This window comes from Romboutsia sp. 13368, from assembly GCF_018336475.1.
Taxonomy (GTDB): domain Bacteria; phylum Bacillota; class Clostridia; order Peptostreptococcales; family Peptostreptococcaceae; genus Romboutsia.
The window spans coordinates 1,087,374-1,087,676 of record NZ_CP048741.1 but is presented as its reverse complement, the minus strand read 5'-3'; the positions used below and the strand labels follow the sequence as shown (position 1 = coordinate 1,087,676).

At 30.4% G+C, this 303-nt stretch carries 1 protein-coding gene; it reads right to left on the bottom strand.

The genetic code is table 11. The features are described from left to right. The coding region (locus G3997_RS04415) for a type I restriction-modification system subunit M N-terminal domain-containing protein (RefSeq protein ID WP_296648709.1) at window positions 1-237 on the bottom strand (237 nt) is incomplete at its 3' end. Between the last annotated feature and the right edge of the window lie 66 nt (window positions 238-303).

Genomic DNA, 303 nt, shown 5'->3' with positions numbered 1-303 from the left:
GTCCCAACGAGCTATTTCTGGTACCCAGAATACTCCTTCTGCTAAGTATGCATCCATATCTTCTGCAAATTCTTCATCTTCTTCTAGTAGTTCTTTGTATTTTTCCATAAATGTATCTGAAACGTATTTTAAAAATATTAGTCCTAATACTACGTGTTTATATTCTGCTGCATCCATATTATTTCTTAATTTATCAGCACTTGCCCATAATTCTTCTTCAAATCCTATTGTTGCCATTATTACACTTCCCTTCTTTTTATCTTTTTACATTATATCATATTATCTATCAATTAATAACAATGC